This window comes from Lysobacter sp. KACC 24251 (assembly GCF_057747755.1).
Genome location: NZ_CM173222.1, coordinates 2417830 through 2436415, shown reverse-complemented (window position 1 = coordinate 2436415; position 18586 = coordinate 2417830). Strand labels below are relative to the sequence as shown.

General features: G+C 67.8%; 17 protein-coding genes. 5 read left to right on the top strand and 12 right to left on the bottom strand.

Annotated elements, in window-relative coordinates:
- Positions 1-3 precede the first annotated feature (3 nt).
- Complete coding sequence (locus AC3ARF_RS11360; RefSeq protein ID WP_498927994.1) at positions 4-2133, bottom strand: TonB-dependent receptor; 2130 nt, start codon at positions 2131-2133, stop codon at positions 4-6.
- Positions 2134-2359: 226 nt separating this feature from the next.
- Between AC3ARF_RS11360 and AC3ARF_RS11355 the strand changes: the two genes are divergently transcribed.
- Positions 2360-3127: an oxygen-binding di-iron domain-containing protein gene (locus AC3ARF_RS11355; protein WP_498927993.1), complete on the top strand. Its 768-nt coding sequence runs from the start codon at positions 2360-2362 to the stop codon at positions 3125-3127.
- Between the two features lie 18 nt (positions 3128-3145).
- Here the strand turns inward: AC3ARF_RS11355 and AC3ARF_RS11350 are convergent, their stop codons facing one another.
- The 10 genes from AC3ARF_RS11350 to AC3ARF_RS11305 all read right to left on the bottom strand — a co-directional run bounded on the left by AC3ARF_RS11350 (position 3146) and on the right by AC3ARF_RS11305 (position 11550).
- On the bottom strand, positions 3146-3472 hold the full coding sequence (locus AC3ARF_RS11350) for a Rieske (2Fe-2S) protein (protein WP_498927991.1): 327 nt from the start codon (positions 3470-3472) through the stop codon (positions 3146-3148).
- A complete protein-coding gene (locus AC3ARF_RS11345) occupies positions 3469-4092 on the bottom strand; it encodes a GNAT family N-acetyltransferase (protein ID WP_498927990.1) in 624 nt (207 codons plus the stop codon). The genes AC3ARF_RS11350 and AC3ARF_RS11345 overlap by 4 nt, the downstream gene beginning before the upstream one ends.
- Before the next feature lie 58 nt (positions 4093-4150).
- The gene (locus AC3ARF_RS11340) at positions 4151-5440 is read right to left on the bottom strand and encodes a cysteine desulfurase (protein ID WP_498927988.1); all 1290 of its coding nucleotides are present in this window, start codon (positions 5438-5440) and stop codon (positions 4151-4153) included.
- A gap of 2 nt (positions 5441-5442) precedes the next feature.
- A complete protein-coding gene (gene sufD, locus AC3ARF_RS11335) occupies positions 5443-6807 on the bottom strand; it encodes a Fe-S cluster assembly protein SufD (RefSeq protein ID WP_498927987.1) in 1365 nt (454 codons plus the stop codon).
- A 1-nt stretch (position 6808) separates the two neighbouring features.
- Entirely contained in the window at positions 6809-7573 is a 765-nt protein-coding gene (sufC, locus tag AC3ARF_RS11330; RefSeq protein WP_498927985.1) for a Fe-S cluster assembly ATPase SufC, read from the bottom strand.
- Between the two features lie 8 nt (positions 7574-7581).
- The gene (locus AC3ARF_RS11325; protein WP_036136879.1) at positions 7582-7776 is read right to left on the bottom strand and encodes a tautomerase family protein; all 195 of its coding nucleotides are present in this window, start codon (positions 7774-7776) and stop codon (positions 7582-7584) included.
- Positions 7777-7778: 2 nt separating this feature from the next.
- Complete coding sequence (gene sufB, locus AC3ARF_RS11320) at positions 7779-9245, bottom strand: Fe-S cluster assembly protein SufB (RefSeq protein WP_498927983.1); 1467 nt, start codon at positions 9243-9245, stop codon at positions 7779-7781.
- A 16-nt stretch (positions 9246-9261) separates the two neighbouring features.
- On the bottom strand, positions 9262-9720 hold the full coding sequence (locus AC3ARF_RS11315; RefSeq protein WP_498927981.1) for an SUF system Fe-S cluster assembly regulator: 459 nt from the start codon (positions 9718-9720) through the stop codon (positions 9262-9264).
- A 121-nt stretch (positions 9721-9841) separates the two neighbouring features.
- Positions 9842-10456 (bottom strand): cytochrome C, encoded by a 615-nt coding sequence (locus AC3ARF_RS11310; RefSeq protein WP_498927980.1) that lies wholly within the window; start codon positions 10454-10456, stop codon positions 9842-9844.
- A gap of 77 nt (positions 10457-10533) precedes the next feature.
- Positions 10534-11550: a VIT1/CCC1 transporter family protein gene (locus AC3ARF_RS11305; RefSeq protein ID WP_498927978.1), complete on the bottom strand. Its 1017-nt coding sequence runs from the start codon at positions 11548-11550 to the stop codon at positions 10534-10536.
- Between the two features lie 88 nt (positions 11551-11638).
- Between AC3ARF_RS11305 and AC3ARF_RS11300 the strand changes: the two genes are divergently transcribed.
- The 4 genes from AC3ARF_RS11300 to AC3ARF_RS11285 all read left to right on the top strand — a co-directional run bounded on the left by AC3ARF_RS11300 (position 11639) and on the right by AC3ARF_RS11285 (position 18056).
- Entirely contained in the window at positions 11639-12175 is a 537-nt protein-coding gene (locus AC3ARF_RS11300) for an SET domain-containing protein (RefSeq protein ID WP_498927976.1), read from the top strand.
- A 219-nt stretch (positions 12176-12394) separates the two neighbouring features.
- Positions 12395-13195 carry a 3-hydroxybutyrate dehydrogenase gene (locus AC3ARF_RS11295; RefSeq protein WP_498931849.1) on the top strand — a complete coding sequence of 267 codons (801 nt, stop codon included), beginning with the start codon at positions 12395-12397 and terminating at the stop codon, positions 13193-13195.
- Between the two features lie 202 nt (positions 13196-13397).
- The gene (locus AC3ARF_RS11290) at positions 13398-15668 is read left to right on the top strand and encodes a DUF5916 domain-containing protein (RefSeq protein ID WP_498927974.1); all 2271 of its coding nucleotides are present in this window, start codon (positions 13398-13400) and stop codon (positions 15666-15668) included.
- Between the two features lie 126 nt (positions 15669-15794).
- Positions 15795-18056: a DUF5916 domain-containing protein gene (locus AC3ARF_RS11285; protein ID WP_498927972.1), complete on the top strand. Its 2262-nt coding sequence runs from the start codon at positions 15795-15797 to the stop codon at positions 18054-18056.
- On the opposite strand, the gene AC3ARF_RS11280 is transcribed toward AC3ARF_RS11285, so the two are convergent.
- A complete protein-coding gene (locus AC3ARF_RS11280) occupies positions 18057-18578 on the bottom strand; it encodes a PIN domain-containing protein (protein ID WP_498927971.1) in 522 nt (173 codons plus the stop codon). It abuts the gene before it with no gap.
- Positions 18579-18586: the final 8 nt, after the last annotated feature.

The following is an 18586-nucleotide window of genomic DNA, read 5'->3' as shown; positions in this document are numbered from 1 at the left end:
GCGTCAGAACTTGAAGCTGGCGGTCAGGTAGTAACCGCGCGGCGCACCCGGGGTGATGTTGTTGTTGGTGTGCGCGGATGCGTAGTACTCCTCGTCCAGAAGGTTCTCGACGTTGAGCTGCAACTTGAGGTTTGCGTTGACTGCGTAGAACACCGCCGCGTCCACGCGCGTGTAGCCGGGCAGCACCACTGCATTGTCGGCGGCCGCGTACATGTCGTCACGGTAGCTCGCACCCAAGCCCACACCCCACTGGTCGTTGAAGTCGTAGCGGTTCCAAAGGGACGCACTGTTGCGAGGCACGCTGGCGATCTCCTTTTGGGTCAGCAGGTTCTCGCTGTCCTGGTAGGCGTAACCGGCGATGATCTTCCAGTGCTCGGTGAGTTCGCCGGAGAAGCCGATCTCCACGCCTTCGGTGCGCTGGCCCTTGACCAGCTCGGACACGCCCGGGACGTTCGTCGCGACGGCAACGTTCTCGCGGTCAAGTCGGTACACCGCTGCCGTCAGCGACAGCGCTGGGCGGATATCCCACTTGGCGCCCACTTCGTAATTCTTGAACTCTTCCGGATCCAGCGCGGCGGTGTTCAGCGATAGCGAGCTCAGCTGCTCCCCGGCGCGCGGCATGAAAGAGTTGCTGTAGCTGGCATACAGCGACAGCGGTTCGATCGGCTTGTAGACCAGGCCCACGCGCGGAGAGATCAAGTCGTCTCGAGAGGTAAAGGTGCGGTCGCGGCGCACGTCGGTGAAGTCCACTTTGAAGCGGTCGTAGCGCAGGCCAAGGATGGCCTGGAACTTCGGCGTGAACTCGATCTGGTCCTGCACGTACAGCGCAGTGATGTCGGTCGTACCGCGATTGGTGGCGTCGCCAGTGGTCTCGGTCAGCGGGCTCTGGCGGAAGTCGATGGGGCCGGTATAGATCGGGTTGGACACCGGCACCACGTTGGATGCGCCAAAGAAACCGGTTTCACGACGGTTGCCGGTGACCTGGCGGCCGATTTCGGTGCCCACCAGCAGCGTGTGGCTGACGGTGCCGGTGCTGAAACCGTAGGTCAGGTCGGTCTGGTTGAACGCATTCTCGCGCGTGGTGAAATTGTTGTAGGCGCCCAGCGTGACCAGCGTTCCGGCGGCGTTGAGGCTGCTGGGGAATATGTTCTGGTAGAACTTGTCGTAATCGCCGTATACCGTGGCGTTGCGCAGGTGCACGCCGTTGGCGAAGTCATGGTTGAGGACGGCGTTGAAGGCGTTCACGCGCGCCCAGACCGGGCTGCGCTCCGGATCGCCGAAGAAGGTTTCCGGATCGGTCTCCAAGGGCAGGCCCTGGAACGACGGCACGCCACGGTCGGCCACGCGGTCGTCACGGAAATGCTCATAGCTGAGGTTGAGCGTGGTGGCTTCGCCCAGGCGGAAGGCAACCGTCGGATTCAGGCCATAGCGGCGCAGTTCGTAGCCGTCGCGGTAGCTCTCCGAGTCCTCGCCCATTGCGGTGACGCGGAAAGCGGCCGTGTCATTGATGGCATGGCCGACATCAACCGTGGCGCGACGGCGATTCCATGAGCCGAGCTGCACGCTGGCGTCGCCGTGGTCGTGCCAGTCGGCCTGCTTGGTCACGCGGTTGATCACCCCGCCGGAGCCGCCGCGGCCGAAGATCATCGCGTTGGGACCCTTCAGGCCTTCCACGCGCTCGATGTTGTACAGGTCGCGCATGTACTGCACGTCGTCGCGCAGGCCATCGACGAAGAAGTCGGCGGTGGAGCTGTTGCCGCGGATCACGGTGGTGTCTCGGTTGCCCTCGCCCTGGGCCATGGTGATGCCGGGCATGTAGCGCACCACGTCGCCCATGCTGTTCATCGCGGTGTCCTTGATCAGCTCCTCGGTCACCACGGAGATCGACTGCGGGGTGTCGCGCAGCAGGGCATCGGTCTTGGTCGCGGTGCGGCTGGTCTTCGGGTCGTAGCCGGTCACGTGCACGCCGTGCACCTCGATCTTGTCCAGATCGGTGGGCGCGCCCAGGTTGGCCGATGCGACGGTCGCGGTGCCGACATGGCCCTCGCCCTCGTTGGCTGCCAAGGCCGGGAACGCGATGGCGAGCGAGAGGGCGATGGCGAGCGGAGATCCCTTCGGAAGTTGCGGCTTCATTGCTTGAGCGTGGTGTCGGCCGGGATGGCCGGGTCAGTTGTTGACGTTAATGATAATGATTCGCAACACGAATTGCACGTGATTTGGGTCAAGTCGTAGCGCCGGCGGCCGTCAGGCACCGCGCATGGGACGACGAAGGTCGCGGGACCAATTTGCGAATGATCAAGGTGCGGGGCGGGTTGGCCACCTAGAGTGCCCCCCTCCACGAATCGGGTAGCGATCCCCCATGGCGTTTGTGCTTTTCGAGTCCGGAGACCACCGCTGCGTGGCCTTCAATGACCTTGTGCGCGGCGATGACGGCGTGCAGGCCAATCAGTTCCTGATCCAGGACGGTCGTCACTCGGCGGTGATCGACCCGGGCGGGGCGCTGGTCTACAACCCGCTGATGCTGGCCCTGGCCGCCTATGTCAAACCCAATGAGATGGACCTGGTGCTGTGCTCGCACCAGGACCCGGACATCATCGGCGCGGTCGACAAGTGGCTGCTGTACACCCAGGCCACCGTGGTGTGCTCCAAGCTGTGGGGCCGCTTCGTGCCGCACGTGGTGCCGGGCTACATGAAGAACAGCGGTGCCGATCGCTACCTGTTGCTTCCCGACGAGGGCGGGCTGATCCCGCTGGGCAACGCAGTGATCCGCGCGGTGCCGGCGCACTTCCTGCACTCCGTCGGCAATTTCGGCTTCTATGACCCGCAATCGAAGATCCTGTTCTCGGGCGATGTGGGCGCATCCCTGATACCGAGCGGTGCCAGTTACGGGTTCGTGCAGGATTTCGCGACGCATGTGCCGAAGATGGAAGGCTTCCACCGCCGCTACATGGGCTCCAACCGGGTGCTACGCCTGTGGGTGGATATGGTGCGCACGCTGGATCCGCAGATGATCGTGCCGCAGCACGGCCTGCCGTTCCGCGGCGAGGCCATCGGTCACTTCCTCAACTGGCTGGAGCGGCTGGAGTGCGGCATCGACCTGCTGGGGCCGGCCGACTTCAGGGTGTGATGCGTCGGGTGCGCGCGGTCACTCTCGGTCGTCGCGCGTCCAGATGCCCACGTCGTCCACCTTGACCGGGAACTTGACGACCGGCTCGTACGCCGGTGCGCACAGGGCGCGCCCGTCGCGGACATCGAACCTGGCGCCGTGCAGCACGCATTCGATGGTCGCGTCCTCGCCATCAAACTTCCCTGCGGAGAGTTCGAAGTCCTCGTGCGAGCACTTGTCCTCCATCGCGTAGTAGTCGCCGTCGTAGTTGACGACCAGGATCGCCGTGTCGCCGTCCCATGCCACGGTGGATTCGCCGGGGAGCAACTGCGCGGTGGCGCAGACGAAGGTCCAGTTGTCGCTCACAGGTTCTTTTCCAGCAGTTCGAAGCGCAGGTCGTCGCGCTTGGGTTGGCCAAAGCGTTCGTCGCCGTAGGGGAACGGCTTCTTGATGCCGGTGCGCGCATAGCCGCGGCGCTCGTAGAAAGCGATCAGCTCGTCGCGGATGTCGATCACGGTCATGTGCATGGCCGGCAGGCGCCATTCGTCCCGGACCACGCGCTCTGCTTCGGCCAGCAGGGCCTTGCCCATGCCACCCCCCTGCAGCGTGGGCGAGACCGAGAACATGCCGAAGTAGCCGGCGCCGTCTTCGATGGCGATATGCGCGCAGCCCAGCAACTCGCCATCGCGCTCGGCGATGAGGACGCGGCTGTCGGCGCGTTCGATGCAGGCGCTGACGTCATCGGCGCCGGTGCGGCGCCCGCCCAGCATGTCGGCCTCGGTGGTCCAGCCCTGCTTGCTGCTGTCGCCGCGGTAGGCCGATTCGACCAGGGCGACCAGCGCCTCGACGTCGGCCAGCGTGGCCGCGCGAAACGTCAGTGCACCGGGTACGTCGGCCGCGGTGTGCGCCGCAGGGGAAGTACTTTCGCCCGCAGTATTGGGACCGGAGGGGATGACGTCGATCTGGGCCGGGGAGGGCTCTGGCATTGAACTGGCGGTCATCGTGAGCGTGGCGACAGAGTCGAGGTGAGGGCAGGGGCGTGCGTCAGCCTAGCAGCCGGCGCGACTTGTGGATGGCGGCCACCAGCGCATCCACTTCCTCGTGCGTGTTGTAGAACGCGAACGAGGCGCGGCAGGTCGCGGCAACGCCGAAGAACTGCAGCAGCGGGTGGGCGCAATGCTGGCCGGAGCGCACCGCCACCCCTTCCAGGTCGAGCAGGGTGGCCAGGTCGTGGGAATGCGCCCCGGCGATCTGGAAGCTGATCACCGCTGCCTTCTCCCGCGCCGCGCCGAAGATGCGCAGCCCCTCGATCTTCGACAATTCCTCCGTGGCGTGGGCAAGCAGGGTCTGCTCGCGCGCCTCGATGTTGGCCATGCCGATCGAGGACAGGTAATCCACCGCCGCGCCCAGGCCGATGAAGCCGGCGATGTTGGGCGTGCCCGCCTCGAACTTGTGCGGCGCGTCGTTGAACACGGTGCCGTCGAAGCGCACTTCCTTGATCATCTCGCCGCCGCCGATGAAGGGCGGCATGGCATCCAGGGTTTCCTTGCGCGCCCATAACGCCCCCGTACCCGTGGGGCCGGCCATCTTGTGGCCGGTGAGGGCGTAGAAGTCGCAGCCGATGGCGGCGATGTCCAGCGGGCGGTGCGGCGCGGCCTGCGAACCGTCGACCACGGTGGTGATGCCGCGCTTTCTGGCCTCACGGCAGATCTCGCGCACCGGGTTGACGGTGCCGAGCACGTTGGAGACGTGGGTGATCGCCAGCAGCTTCACCTCCGGGGTGAGCTGGGCATACAGCGCGTCGAGGTCCAGCTCGCCGTTGTCGCGGATCTCGGCGACCTTGATCGTGGCGCCCGTGCGCTGCGCGACGAGCTGCCAGGGCACGATGTTGGCATGGTGCTCCATGCGGCTGACCACGATGGCGTCGCCCGCCTTGAGCCGCGGCAGCGCACACGAATAGGCGACCAGGTTGATCGCGAATGTGGTGCCGCTGCACAGCACCAGCTCGTCGGGCCGCACGTTGAGGAACCTCGCCAGCTTGCGGCGCGAGCCCTCGTAGGCCTCGGTGGCCTCCGAGCCCAGTGCGTGCACGGCGCGGCTGACGTTGGCGTTGTGGCGACGGTAGAAGTCATCGACCGCATCGATCACCGCGGCAGGCTTCTGTCCGGTGTTGGCCGAGTCCAGGTACACCAGCGGCTTGCCATGCACCTCGCGCTGCAATACGGGGAAGTCAGCGCGGATGCGCGCCCAGTCGATGTTGCTGCCGGACACGGCTGGATGCACGGTGGGAATCGCGGCGGGAATTGCCGTGGCGGGGGCAGTTGGCGTGCCCATGCTCAGGCGGCCTCCATCCGGGCCAGCGCGGCGTCGAGCCGGGCGGCAAGAGCGTCGCGCAGTGCGCGATCATCGAACACGGCCAGCGTTTCGCGGCAGAACGCTGCGGTCAGCAGCGCGCGGGCCTGTTCGGCCGGGACGCCGCGCGAACGCAGGTAGAAGAGTGCGTTCTGGTCGAGCTGGCCGACAGTGGCACCGTGCGCGGCCTGCACCTCGTCGGCGTGGATCTCCAGCACGGGCTGGGTGTCTATCTCGGCGCCTTCGTTGAGCAGCAGGTTCTTGTTGGACAGCATGGCCGCGGTGCCGTCCGCGCCTTCGCGGATCAGGATGCCGCCATGGAACACCGCGCGCGAACGGCCCGCGCCCAAGCCGCGCCAGGTCAACTCACAACTGCTGTCGCGGCCGACGTGGTCGATGCCCAGGCGGGTGTCGAGGTGGCGCTTGCCATTGGCCAGCAGCACGCCATTGGCCTGCAGCTTCGCCGATTCGCCCTGGAGGGCAACGTTGAGTTCGTGGCGCGACAGGCCGGCACCCAGTTCGAGATCGAGGCGCTGGTAGTCCGCATCGCGGGCAAGTACCGCGTCGGTGCGGGCCAGCAGGGTGGCCCCGGTGGCCTCGTCTTGCACGCGGGCGTGGCGCAGCGTGGCGCCCCTGGCCAGATGCACGTGGCTCAGGCTGTTGGCGAGGTGGGCGTGGGCGCCGTCACCAAGCACATGCTCGACGACGGTCATCGACGCGCCTTCGCGCAGTTCGATCAGGTGGCGCAGGTGCCAGGCCTGGTCGGCGTGTGCCACCGCCGAGCCAGAGGCTGCGCTGATCGCGGCTGACGCCGCATTGTTCTTGTCGGCAGCGTTGCCGTGGGCGGTGCCGATGAAGACCAGATGGATCGCCGCATCGCTGCGCGCACCGGTCCCGGCGCGCAGCACCACGCCTTCATCGGCGAGCGCGGCGTTGAGGCGGGCGAACACCTCATCCCCCCGCTCGAAGCGGCGGGCGAGGAAACTGGACTCACGCGCTTCGCCACCTGCCAGCACAGCCGAGAGCGGCTGCAAGGTCACCCCGTCGGGCAGGCCGGTGGTGTCACTGTGCGCCGCATCGAAGCGGCCGTTGACGAAGACCACGCGCGGGGCGGGAATGCCGTCCAGCAGGGCCGGGTCGAACGAAGCGACGGCGGCCTCCGGTGCGGCGAACGCACGGCGTTCCAGCGAGCGCAGCGGGGTGTACTTCCACGCTTCCACCCGCGCGTGCGGCAGGCCGTCACGCAGCGCGGCATCGAGCGCGGCCCGGCGGCTGTCGCCGAGGCCGGCGACGTCGCGCGCGGGGAGCGCGTCGAACGCGGTGGCGAAGGAATCGAGCAGGGCGCTCATGTCAGACACTCGCCTCCGGGGCCACGCGGTCCTTGATCCACGCATACCCGTGCGCTTCCAGCTCCAGCGCCAGCTCCGGACCACCGGTCTCGACGATGCGGCCGTCGGCCAGCACGTGCACCACGTCGGGCTTGATGTAGTCCAGCAGGCGCTGGTAGTGGGTGATGACCAGGAACGCGCGGTTGGCGGCGCGCAGCGCGTTGACGCCATCGGCCACCGCCTTCAGCGCGTCGATGTCCAGGCCCGAGTCGGTTTCGTCGAGGATCGCGAGCTTCGGTTCCAGCAATGCGAGCTGGAAGATCTCGTTGCGCTTCTTCTCGCCGCCGCTGAAGCCTTCGTTGACGCCGCGGTGCAGCAGTTCGTCCTTCAGGTGCAGCACGGCCAGCTTCTGCCGCACCAGCTTGAGGAACTGCATCGAGTCCAGTTCGTCCTCGCCGCGCGCCTTGCGCTGGGCGTTGAGCGCCGCGCGCAGGAAGTAGGTGTTGTTAACGCCCGGGATCTCGACGGGGTACTGGAAGGCGAGGAACACGCCAGCCGCGGCGCGCTCCTCCGGCTCCAGCGCCAGCAGGTCGCGGCCCTCGAAGCTCACCGAGCCAGCGGTCACTTCATAGCCGTCACGGCCGGCGAGGATGTTGCCCAGCGTGGACTTGCCCGCGCCGTTGGGGCCCATGATGGCGTGCACCTGGCCGGGCTGAACGTCCAGCGTCAGACCCTTGAGGATCTCCTTGCCGGCAACGGAGACGTGGAGGTTTTCGATCTTGAGCATGGCGTTGTTCAACCCTGGGCCTTGTCGTGGAGCAGCTGGCCGCCGATGGCCCAGTCCTGCTTCTTGATGTCGTCGAATACGATGTGGATGGCGGACTCACTGCAGCCGCAGATGCGCGCCATCTCGCGGGTGAAGACCTCGGCCAGCTCGCGCTTCTGCGCGGTGTCGCGGCCTTCGACCATTTCGATGCGGATGATCGGCATGGTCAGCCCACCGAGCCTTCCAGCGAGACTTCCAGCAGCTTCTTGGCCTCCACCGCGAACTCCATCGGCAGCTCGCGGAACACGCTCTTGCAGAAGCCGTCGACGATCATCGACACCGCGTCTTCCTGGCTGATGCCTCGCGAACGACAATAGAACATCTGGTCGTCGCTGATCTTGGAGGTGGTCGCCTCGTGCTCCACCGTGGCGGTGGGGTGCTTGACCTCGATGTACGGGAAGGTGTGCGCGCCGCACTTCTTGCCGATCAGCAGGCTGTCGCACTGGGTGTGGTTGCGCGCGCCTTCGGCATGCGCCCCGACCTTGACCAGTCCGCGGTAGGTGTTCTGCCCGCGCCCGGCGCTGATGCCCTTGCTGATGATCTTGCTCTTGGTGCGCTTGCCCAGGTGGATCATCTTGGTGCCGGTGTCGGCCTGCTGGCGGTGGTGGGTCAGCGCAACCGAGTAGAACTCGCCGACCGAGTCGTCGCCGACCAGCACGCACGACGGGTACTTCCAGGTGATGGCCGAGCCGGTCTCCACCTGGGTCCAGCTGACCTTGCTGCGCGCGCCACGACACTCGGCGCGCTTGGTCACGAAGTTGTAGATGCCGCCGACGCCATTCTCGTCACCGGGGTACCAGTTCTGCACCGTCGAGTACTTGATCTCGGCGTCTTCAAGCGCGACCAGCTCCACCACCGCCGCGTGCAACTGGTTCTCGTCGCGCTGCGGCGCGGTGCAGCCTTCGAGGTAGGAAACGTAGGCCTTCTCCTCGCAGATGATCAGGGTGCGCTCGAACTGGCCGGTGTGGCCGGCGTTGATGCGGAAGTAGGTGCTCAGCTCCATCGGGCAGCGCACGCCCTTGGGGATGAACACGAACGAGCCGTCGGAGAACACCGCCGAGTTGAGCGCGGCGAAGTAGTTGTCACCCGTGGGCACGACGGTGCCGAGGTACTGCTTCACCAGCTCCGGGTGCTCCTTGATCGCCTCGGACATGGAGCAGAAGATCACGCCCTTCTCGGCCAGCTCTTTACGGAAGGTAGTGCCGACGGACACCGAGTCGAACACCGCGTCCACCGCCACTCCCGCCAGCTTGGCGCGCTCGTGCAGCGGCACGCCCAGCTTGTCGTAGGTGTCGAGCAGTTCCTGCGGCACTTCGTCCAGCGACTTGTACTTCGGGCCCTTGGGCGCGCTGTAGTAGCTCAGCGCCTGCAAGTCGATCGGGGCGATGTTGAGCTTGGCCCAGTGCGGCATCGGCATGGTGAGGAAGTGCCGGTAGGCGGCCAGGCGCCATTCGGTCATCCACTCCGGCTCCTCCTTCTTGGCGGAGAGGGCGCGGATGATGTCCTCGCTCAGGCCGGGCGGCAGCGAATCGGATTCGATGTCGGTGATGAAACCGGCAGCGTATTTGCGGCCCAGCTGCTCGTGGATCTCACGATTCTCGAGCGGGGCGGTGTCGGTGACTTCGGTGGCCATGGGGCTGCCTACTGTTTCAAGCCGAGGCGAGGCGCAGGTCGATGCGCTTCGCAACGTGGGGGTCGGGGGGCGGGGGCGGCTGCAGCATCTGCGCCAGGGTCACGGCACGCAGGGCGTCGGCCACGACATCGTTGATCCGCCGCCAGTTGGCGCGGATGCCGCAGTGCTCTTCGATGCCGCAGTTGCCATCGTGAACGCTGCACTCGGTCATGCCGAGCGGTCCTTCCATGGCTTCGACGATGGCGAACAGGGTAATGGTGTCGGCGGGGTGGGCCAGGCGATATCCGCCGTTGGCGCCGCGGAAGCCCTCCACCAGCCCGGCCTGCGCCAGCGGCTTGAGCAGCTTGCTGACGGTGGGTGGTTCCAGGCCCGCGCGCTCGGCCAACTCCGACGCGCTGAGCACGGCATCGGACTGGGCGGCGAGGACGGTCAGGACGACCGTCGCATAGTCGGTGAGCTTGGTGACGCGAAGCATGGCCGGTAGGGGGAGGAGTAATCCGTACTGGAATTGTACGGATTATCCGGCCCGGGGCCAAGGCCGGGACAGCCCCCGCCGGCAAAGGCCCGGCGTCCCTGCCGGGCGGGGTTCAGCCGGATCAGCCGTGACCCGGGGTACTGGGCGCCGTCGCCGCCGCCGCTGGCCCGGGAGTCGGTACAGCGTCCGCGGCCGGCACGCCCGCTGGCGCGGACGGCATCACCAGCTCGAAATACGGCGCTGGCGCCGTCTGGCCCGGCGGCACGTAGGCGGGGGCCGGTTGGCCGCCAGCGCCCAGCGACCGGACGAAACGGTAGATGGCGCGGCGGTCCTCCGCGGTCATCGCGCGCAACGCGAAGTCCGGCATGATCGGTCGCGTCTTCAGCTTGGCGCTGTAATCCAGCCACTGGGTTTCGTCCATCCTCGCCAGGCTCAGGCGCAGGTTGGTCGGGTAGGTGGTGCCCCACGGTCCCTTGAAGCCCAGTCCCGAACCCACCAGCCATTCCGTCTTGGGAACCTCGCCCTGGCGCGGGCCGTAATCAGGGGTGTGGCAGTCGTTACAGCCCGTAGTGCGGACCAGGTACTCACCGCGCGCCAGCAACTCCGCGTCCGTGGGCGCGTGGGATGGGGCTGGCGACGGGCTGGCGGGACTGGCATTGGCGACGGAGGGCGCCTGCTGGCAGCCACAGAGCGTCAGGGCGGCGGCGAGGCCGCTGAGGAGGGCGTACTTGTTCATGTGCAGCTTGGTTGAGGTGGAGAACCACGGCCAACGCTCCGACCCGCGTAAACCGGCCACACCGGTTGGCCCTTCGTTCAGCCCGACAATCCGCCCACCAGCGAGCCGATGAAATACGTCAGCAGTCCGGCGCCACCGCCGATGGCGAGCATGCGCAGTCCGCCCATAAACGCGCCGCGCCCCGACAGCAGGCTCATCGCCGCGCCCGTCGCGAACAGGCTGACGCCCGCGAGGGCGGCGCCGCTAAAGGCAGCCGACGGCAGTTGCATGCCAAAAAAGAACGGGACCAGTGGCACCAGCGCGCCGCCCGTGAACGCGCCGAACGAGAACAGGGCAGCGCCAACCGGCGACCCCAGCTCATCCGGATTGAGCCCGAGTTCCTCGCGGGCGAGGACGTCGAGCGCGTGCTTGGGATCGGCAACCAGCCGCTTGGCAAAGGCGCGGGCCTCATCCAGCGCCACTCCGCGCGCCTGGTAGATCAGCGCCAGTTCTTCGGCTTCGGCGTCGGGGTACTTCTCCAGTTCGTCGCGTTCCACCGCGATCTGGTGCTCGAACAGCTCGCGCTGCGAGCGTACCGACACGAACTCGCCCGCGGCCATCGACATCGCGCCCGCCAGCAGGCCGGCGATGCCGGTGGTCAGCACGGTGCTGGTGCTGGCCGACGCGCCGACCATGCCCATGATCAGGCTCGCGTTGGAGACAAGGCCGTCGTTCACGCCGAATACCGCCGCGCGCAGGTTGCCGCCGCCGAACTGTCGATGGCCGCGGCCCACGTCGTCCAGGCTCTGCGGCATCGCGTGGCCGGGCGGCGCCATGCCGTAGGCGGACAACCCGCGCACCTTCAGCGATACCAGCAGCGGCTTGATCCGGCGCGGACCGACGCGCCGGGCCAGTGCGGCCGCCAGGCGTGCACGCGCCTCAGGTCGCAGGCTGGAGGGGTCGCCCTCGGGCAGCCATTGCCGTGCCTGGGCTTCGGCCTCGCCCGCCAGTTCGGTGAACAGGGCGGCGACCCGCGCCTCCGGCTCCGCCTTCGCCAGTTGCCGGTACAGCCAGGCCGACTGCATCTCATCGTGCCAGTGCGCGCGTGCGTCCATGGAGCCTCCTTGTGCTGGCTGCAGTGTATGGCTTGGGCAAACGCCGCGGGTAAGCGAGAATCAACCCAACCACCGACCGGACCCGCCCATGCCGAGCAAGATCGCCGCCCGCCGTTCCGCCATCCATGGCAACGGGGTTTTCGCCACCGCCGCCATCAAGAAGGGCGAGCGCGTCGTCGAGTACAAGGGCCGCCGCCGCACCCACGAGGAAGTGGATGCGGGTGACACCGGCGACGTGGACTCCGGGCACACCTTCCTGTTCACGCTCAATGATGAGTACGTGATCGACGCCAACTTCCAGGGCAGCGTGGCCAAGTGGATCAACCACAGCTGCGACCCCAACTGCGAGGCGGTGCTGGAAGAGGCCGAAGGCGACGACCGGCGCAAGGACCGGGTGTTCATCGAAGCGGTCCGCGACATCGCCAAGGGCGAGGAGTTGTCCTACAACTACGGCATCACCCTGGCCGAGAAGCACACCAAACGGCTGAAGGAGATCTGGGCCTGCCGCTGCGGTTCGCCCGCGTGCACGGGCACCATGCTGCAGCCCAAGTCGAAGAAGAAGAAAGAACGCCAGGAAGCCGAGAAGGCCGAGAAGCTACGCCAGCACGCGCAGAACGCTGGCTGAGCCGCGGCTGCGGGTGCGCGGTGCGGGCTGGACGCGCGTCTCGCCCGCCCTTGGACTAAGCCGTGCGTGACCGGGACGCCACGTACGAAAGGGCGATGGCCGGTCCCGTGCGGGGCCACGACAATGACGTAACACGCGCCCGTCAGCATGGGCGCACGGCCATCACCCGGCCCGCCGCGCAGCGGGTCGCACGAGGAGTCCCCCATGGGTTCGGTTGGAATGGGTTCGATTGAAGGCAAGGTCGCGGTCGTCACCGGCGCGGCCAGCGGCATCGGCAAGGCGATTGCGCAGGAGCTGGCGCGCGGCGGGGCCATCGTCGCCATCGCCGACCTCAACCAGGCGGGCGCCGATGCCGTCGCCGCGGAGATCAACGCCGCCGGCGGGCGCGCCATCGGCGTGGCGATGGACGTGACCGACGAGGATGCGGTCAACGCCGGCATCAACGGTGTCGCTGCTCGGTACGGCGGCATCGATATCCTGGTGTCCAATGCCGGCATCCAGATCGTCAACCCGGTCGAGCAGTTCGCCTACGCGGACTGGAAGAAGATGCTGGCGATCCACCTGGACGGCGCGTTCCTGACCACCAAGGCCGCGCTGCCGTACATGTATGCCGAGGGCGCGGACGGCAAGCCGCGCGGCGGTACGGTCATCTACATGGGCTCGGTGCACTCGCACCTGGCCTCGCCGCTGAAGTCGGCTTACGTCACCGCCAAGCATGGCTTGCTGGGCCTGTCGCGCACCCTGGCCAAGGAAGGCGGTAAGCGCGGCGTACGCACCCACGTGGTGTGCCCGGGCTTCGTGCGCACGCCACTGGTGGACAAGCAGATCCCCGAACAGGCGCGCGAGCTGGGCATCAGCGAGGAGGAGGTGGTCAGCCGGGTGATGCTGGGCGGCACGGTGGATGGCATCTTCACCACGGTCGAGGACGTGGCGCAGACCGTGCGCTTCCTGAGCGAATTCCCGAGCGCGGCATTGACCGGGCAGAGCTTCGTGATCAGCCACGGCTGGCACATGCAGTAGTCGGGGTGCGTGGGGCACCGGCTCCGCGCTGAATCAGCGCGGTCGGCGAGCGCGGCCCGAGGGCCCAGAGGCGCCGCGGGGCGCGGGCAACCGGCCGGATGCAGATGAACGGCAAAGGGTTGCCGTGACTTGTGCCAGTCGGCGGGCCGGACGGGGGTGGGTAGGATGCGCGCCACCCCTGCCATTGACGGCCCCCGATTCCATGCGCTCAATCCTTGCCCTCGCCATCCTCTCCGCCCTCGCGTCGCCCGCCCATGCGCTGGAAATCGACGGTCGGATCGACCCGGATGAATGGGCCGATGCCCGCCACGTCAGCGAATTCCGCCTGACCCAGCCGCTGTCGTGGGGCCCGGCCCCTCAGCCGACCGAGGCGTGGGTGAAGTCCACGCCCGAAGGCCTGGCCATCGCCTTCCGCAACCTGCAGTCGGCCGACGTGCCGCGCACCCGCCACCGCACCCGCCGCGACGAGGACGCGCCGATGGACCGCGTCAACGTGGTCGTGGACTTCGATGGCGACGGCAAGACCGGCTACAACTTCATGGTCACCCTTGCCAACGGCATCGCCGACGAGATCGTCACCAACGAGTCCAGCTTCCGCGACGACTGGGACGGCAACTGGCAGCACGCGGTCACCGAGGATGAGGCCGGCTGGTCCGTGGAGATGCTGATCCCGTGGTACATCGCGCCGATGCGCAAGGCCGGGGGCGACACCCGCACCATCGGCCTGTACCTGGACCGGGTGATCGGCGCCACCGGCGAGCGCGTGGCCTCGGTCAACGCCAACTGGGCGCGCCCGCGCTACCTGTCGGACTTCGAGAAGGTCGAGGTGGCCGCGCACACGCAGTCGCTGCTGGCGGTGACCCCGTACGTGGTGGGCGTGCATGACCAGGTCGGCGGCCACCAGCATTTCGATGCCGGCGCCGACATCTTCTGGAAGCCCAATGGCCAGACGCAGCTGACCGCCACCATCAACCCCGATTTCGGCCAGGTGGAGAGCGACGACCTGGTGGTCAACTTCGGCGCCGAGGAGACCTTCTTCAGCGACAAGCGGCCGTTCTTCACCGAGAACCAGGGCGTGTTCGATTTCGGCCTGCTGCTGGACAACAGCCAGCTGATCTACACCCGCCGCGTGGGCGGGCAGGCCGACGACGGTCGCGGCCCCGCGGAGATTGCCGCCGCGGTCAAGCTCAACGGCAGCCTGGGCGCGACCAACTACGGCCTGATGATGGCCGAGGAAAAGGGCGACGCCGGGCGCTCGTTCAGCGCGCTGCGCCTGCAGCGCGAGCTGGGCGCGCACTCGCTGGGCCTGATGGCCACGCACGTGGACCGGCCGTGGCTGCAGCGCGAGGCCAACGTGGTCGGCGTGGACCACCGCTGGAAGGCCGGCGACAAGGTCACGGTGATGGCCAGCGTGGTCGGCAGCGACATCCGCGACGACAACACGGTGGACGTGGGCGGCGTGCCCACCCGCGTGGCCGATGACAGCCATGACACCGGCGCCACGCTGCTGGTCAATTACGAGATGAATCCGCGCTGGCGCCACCAGTGGCTGGCCATGCATTTTGGCGGGGCATTCGAGATCAACGATTTCGGCTACCTCTCGCGCAACGACCTCAACTACGGCCACTGGCAGGTCAGTCGGCGCTTCACCGACCTGCCGGCGGACAGCGTGTATTCCGGCATCGACCTGCGCCTGCGCGCGATCGGCATCGACAACGACGACGGCCTGCGCCTGCAGCGCCAGTTCCGCGCCAACGCGCAGAACCAGCGCCGCGACGGCGGCGAGGAGTTCGCCCAGCTCAACGTCAACAGCGCCTCGTACGACGACCTGCTGACCCGCGGCGGCCACGCGCTGTACCGCCCGCCGAACGCCAGCCTGAGCTGGGAGCGCTTCCGCCCGCGCAAGGGCGACTGGTCGTGGAAGGCCGAAGGCTGGGTGGGCGGCGGCGGCCTGTCGGGCAACCGGCAGGTGGGCGTGGACCTGTACTTCGAGCCCACCTACTACCTCAGCGATGCGCTCAACGTGTTTGCCGGCGTGTCGGCGGAGTTGACGCCGGACTGGCTGGTATGGCGCTACGACAACATCGTCGGCCGCTACGACGAAACCGCGCTGTCATTGTCGGCTGGCCTGAACTGGGCGATGGGCGAGCGCCAGGAGCTGCGCGTGAAGCTGCAGGCGATCGGCCTGGACGCGGAACTGAAGGAGGCGGTGGAAGTGCGGCCCGATGGCCGCGCCCGGACCGTGGTGCCTAGCGGCGAGCCTGTCACCGACTTCAGCCTGCGCAACCTCGGCTTCCAGGTGCGCTACCGCTACGAACTCGCCCCGTTGTCGCACCTGTACGTGGTGTACGGCCGTGGCGGCTACATGCTGGACGAGTTCTCCACCGGGGCCGGCGAGCAGTGGCGCGACAGCTTCAGCCTGCGCGACAGCGAACAGCTGCTGGTCAAGCTGGCGTACCGCTTCGAGCTGTGACCGCCCCGCGATGCGCGGCATAGGCCATTGGTTGGCATGACTGATGCCAGTCGGTGGCTGCCGCGGCGCTGGCTAGGCTGCCGGCATTGATCAACCGCAGGGACGCGGACATTTTCCGGAAGCCCCATGCGTACGCGCCTGCCCCTTGCCATCCTTGCCGCGTTGGCGGCCCCGGCCGCCCATGCCATCACCGTCGACGGCCGCATTGATCCGCTGGAGTGGGAAGGGGCGCGTCATGTCAGTGATTTCCGCCTGACCCAGCCACTGTCGCGCGGGCCGGCGCCGCAACCGACCGAGGCCTGGATCAAGGCCACCGCCGACGGGCTGGCGGTGGCCTTCCGCAACACCCAGCCGGCGCACGTGCCGCGCACCCGCCAGGTGGCGCAGCGCGACGAGGGCGGCGCCGCCGACCGGGTCAACCTGTTCGTGGATTTCGACGGCGATGGGCGGGTGGGCTACAACTTCACCGTGCTGCTTTCGGGCAGCATCGTCGACAACACCATCACCAACGAGAACCAGTTCAACCAGGACTGGGATGGCGACTGGCGGAGCGCCACCGCCGAGGAGGGCGACGTCTGGTCGGCGGAGCTCCTCATTCCGTGGCACATCGCGCCCATGCGCTCGGCCGAGAAGGGGCAGCGCACGATCGCGGTGCAGCTGGACCGGGTGATCGGCGGCACCGGTGAACGCATGTCGTGGCCAGCGGTGAGCTTCACCGAACAGCGCTTCCTCAGCGCGCTGGAGAAGATCCAGGTGCCGGTGTACAGCCAGGCCTTGCTGGCGGTGACGCCGTACGTGGTGGGCGTGCACGACGCCGTGGCCAGCAAGGCCGATTTCGATGCCGGCGCCGACCTGTTCTGGAAGCCCAGCGGCCAGTTCCAGCTCAGCGCCACGCTCAACCCGGATTTTGGCCAGGTGGAGAGCGACCAGCTGGTGGTCAACTTCAGTGCGATCGAGTCGTTCTTCAGCGACAAGCGCCCGTTCTTCACCGAGAACCAGAGCTTCTTCGACGTGCCGTTCGGCTCGCTCGGCAACGCCAACCGGCTGATCTACACCCGCCGCGTGGGCGGCCCGGCCGACGACGGCCGTGGCGCGGGCGACGTGACCGCCGCGGTCAAGCTCAACGGCAGCGGCGCCGGCATCAACTACGGCGTGTTCGCGGCCACGGAGGGTGACGACGCCGGTCGCGATTTCTACGCCGCGCGCGCCACGCGTGACTTCGAGGCGCAGGGCGTGGGCGCCATGGTCACCCGCGTGGAGCGGCCGTTCCGCGATCGCGTCGCCACCGTGTACGAGGCCGACCACCGCTGGGCGCCCAACGACCAGTGGAACATCCGCACCACCGTGGTCGGCTCCGACGTGGAGCAGGGCAGCGTGCAGACGCTCGACACCGGCGCGCAGGTGCGCTTTGACTGGGACATGGGGCAGGGCTGGCGCCAGCAGCTGTTCCTGCTGCACCTGGGGCGGGGCCTGCAACTCAACGATTTCGGTTTCCTGGATCGCAACAACTTCAACTACGGGCGTTACGAGCTGGGTCGTCGGGTCACCGGGCTGCCCGCGGACTCGGCATACGCTTCGCATGACTGGCGCTATGCGGTCTCGCGCCGCACCAACGATCAGGGCGTGCACATCGCCGATGCGTGGGCGATCAACCGCCGCAGCGACCGGCGCGATGGCGGCAACGAGCTGGTGGAGCTGGCCGGCTGGACCGACGGCCACGACGACCTGATCCTGCGCGGCAACGGCATCGTGAAAATGCCGTCGAAGTTGTTCCTGTACGCCGAGCGGTTCCGTCCGCGCAAAGGCCACTGGGCCCTTTTCGGCAGCTTCCGTTATGCCTCCGATGGGCTGGGCGGGCCGGATGACGGCGCAGTCGAGCTGTATGTGGAACCGACGTATCACGTCGACGACCGGCTCAGCTTTGCCGCGGGCCTGGTGCTCAACCACAACCCCGACTGGCTGCTGTGGCGGCCGGATGCGGACCCCACCACGGTGGACAATCGCCTGGGCAGCTTCAGCGCGGACCTGCTGCGGCTCAACGCCGGCGCGACCTGGCTGATCGACACCAGGCAGGAACTGCGCGTGCGGCTGGAGGCGATCGGGCTGGACGCCACGCCACAACAGGCCTGGCGCGTCGCCGCCGACGGCACCCCGCAGCCGGTGGACGAATCGCTGGACGCCTTCGCCCTGCGCAACCTCGGCTTCCAGGTGCGCTACCGCTATGAGCTTGCGCCGCTTTCGCACCTGTACGTGGCCTATGTGCGCGGCGGGGCCATGCTGGATTCGGGCATGGGACCCTATGACGCCAGCCAGCAGCTGGGCGATGCCTTCGCGCTGCGCGACAGTGAGCAGTTGCTGGTGAAGTTGTCCTACCGCTTCGAAATCTGATCAGCGCCCGAGCCGCGACGCCGACCACGCCTGTGGCGGCAGGATCGCGAACCGGTGGTCGCGCGCGCATCGGCGAGCCAGCGCGAGGAGGGCAGCGTCGCGGCTGAGCAGCCAGCGCGCGCCGCTGGCCAGCGCCAGTTGCAGGAATTTCTGGTCATCGGGGTCCGCGCAGCGGGGCAGGCGCGGCGATGAGGCCGTGAAGCCGTCCGGCACGTCGTCGCCGCGCGCCGGCGCTGCCAGATCCACGGCGAGCAACTGCACGGTGGCATCGAACGCCAGCCGCGCGGCCTCGCGGCGGGCCGCGTCGAGCCCGAGCTGGGGGTACTCCAGCACCCGCAGCCATTCGTCGCGACAGTCGGCATGGGTCACGGCAACGACCGAGCCCTGTCGCAGCGCCGCGCGGAGCGGCGCGACCTCCACGTCATCGAACACGAACAGGTCCAGGCAGACATTCGTATCCAGCACCAGGCGCGGCAGGCCATGTGCGGCGTGCGGCGCCTGCACCGAATTCCGCCCGCTCATCGCAATGG

Bases quoted from the DNA above. Each gene is read 5' to 3' on its own strand.
- AC3ARF_RS11360 (WP_498927994.1), bottom strand. From the start codon at position 2,133: ATGAAGCCGCAACTTCCGAAGGGATCTCCGCTCGCCATCGCCCTCTCG.
- AC3ARF_RS11355 (WP_498927993.1), top strand. From the start codon at position 2,360: ATGGCGTTTGTGCTTTTCGAGTCCGGAGACCACCGCTGCGTGGCCTTC.
- AC3ARF_RS11345 (WP_498927990.1), bottom strand. From the start codon at position 4,092: ATGCCAGAGCCCTCCCCGGCCCAGATCGACGTCATCCCCTCCGGTCCC.
- AC3ARF_RS11340 (WP_498927988.1), bottom strand. From the start codon at position 5,440: ATGGGCACGCCAACTGCCCCCGCCACGGCAATTCCCGCCGCGATTCCC.
- sufD (WP_498927987.1), bottom strand. From the start codon at position 6,807: ATGAGCGCCCTGCTCGATTCCTTCGCCACCGCGTTCGACGCGCTCCCC.
- sufC (WP_498927985.1), bottom strand. From the start codon at position 7,573: ATGCTCAAGATCGAAAACCTCCACGTCTCCGTTGCCGGCAAGGAGATC.
- AC3ARF_RS11325 (WP_036136879.1), bottom strand. From the start codon at position 7,776: ATGCCGATCATCCGCATCGAAATGGTCGAAGGCCGCGACACCGCGCAG.
- sufB (WP_498927983.1), bottom strand. From the start codon at position 9,245: ATGGCCACCGAAGTCACCGACACCGCCCCGCTCGAGAATCGTGAGATC.
- AC3ARF_RS11315 (WP_498927981.1), bottom strand. From the start codon at position 9,720: ATGCTTCGCGTCACCAAGCTCACCGACTATGCGACGGTCGTCCTGACC.
- AC3ARF_RS11310 (WP_498927980.1), bottom strand. From the start codon at position 10,456: ATGAACAAGTACGCCCTCCTCAGCGGCCTCGCCGCCGCCCTGACGCTC.
- AC3ARF_RS11305 (WP_498927978.1), bottom strand. From the start codon at position 11,550: ATGGACGCACGCGCGCACTGGCACGATGAGATGCAGTCGGCCTGGCTG.
- AC3ARF_RS11300 (WP_498927976.1), top strand. From the start codon at position 11,639: ATGCCGAGCAAGATCGCCGCCCGCCGTTCCGCCATCCATGGCAACGGG.
- AC3ARF_RS11295 (WP_498931849.1), top strand. From the start codon at position 12,395: ATGGGTTCGATTGAAGGCAAGGTCGCGGTCGTCACCGGCGCGGCCAGC.
- AC3ARF_RS11290 (WP_498927974.1), top strand. From the start codon at position 13,398: ATGCGCTCAATCCTTGCCCTCGCCATCCTCTCCGCCCTCGCGTCGCCC.
- AC3ARF_RS11285 (WP_498927972.1), top strand. From the start codon at position 15,795: ATGCGTACGCGCCTGCCCCTTGCCATCCTTGCCGCGTTGGCGGCCCCG.
- AC3ARF_RS11280 (WP_498927971.1), bottom strand. From the start codon at position 18,578: ATGAGCGGGCGGAATTCGGTGCAGGCGCCGCACGCCGCACATGGCCTG.